The following is a 405-nucleotide window of genomic DNA, read 5'->3' as shown; positions in this document are numbered from 1 at the left end:
GGCGTCGGGGGTAACGAGTCGGCACGCGACGGACGGGCACTGCTGGCACAGGAGGGGCCCGGCTTCCTGACGGGTTCATGGATCGGGGTGCTCGTCGGGCTCGTTCTCGCGGTCGCCGTGATCAGCTGGCGGGTCCGATCGCGGCGACGCCGGGCGCGGATGCGGCATCTGCAGGACGACCTCGCTGCTCGCGAGGAGGCGGATGAGCTCCGGCGGCGCGACATGGATCGGGGTCTCGCGGAAGCGCCGGGGGACGCGTCCTCGGACGATCTCGGCGGGCCGTCACCGCGCTGACCTGCGACGCTTCGAAGTGTCGTCCCGGCTCGCTACCGTGGATCGCAGGAGGTAGCGGTGAGGACGAATACATTCGGGGGGCAGTGTGCCGAATGCGGTGTCGACGTCCCC

Annotated in this window: 1 protein-coding gene; it reads left to right on the top strand. The window is 70.9% G+C overall.

Translation table 11 applies throughout. The annotated features are described in order from the left end of the window. Positions 1-294: hypothetical protein (locus D9V41_RS17980; RefSeq protein ID WP_208006921.1), on the top strand; the 294-nt coding region annotated here is incomplete at its 5' end. Positions 295-405 lie beyond the last annotated feature (111 nt).

Origin of the sequence: Aeromicrobium phragmitis (genome assembly GCF_003674095.1) — a bacterium.
Classification (GTDB): Bacteria; Actinomycetota; Actinomycetes; order Propionibacteriales; family Nocardioidaceae; genus Aeromicrobium; species Aeromicrobium phragmitis.
The sequence above is the reverse complement of the archived record's forward strand: the minus strand, read 5'-3'. Positions and strand labels throughout refer to the sequence as shown.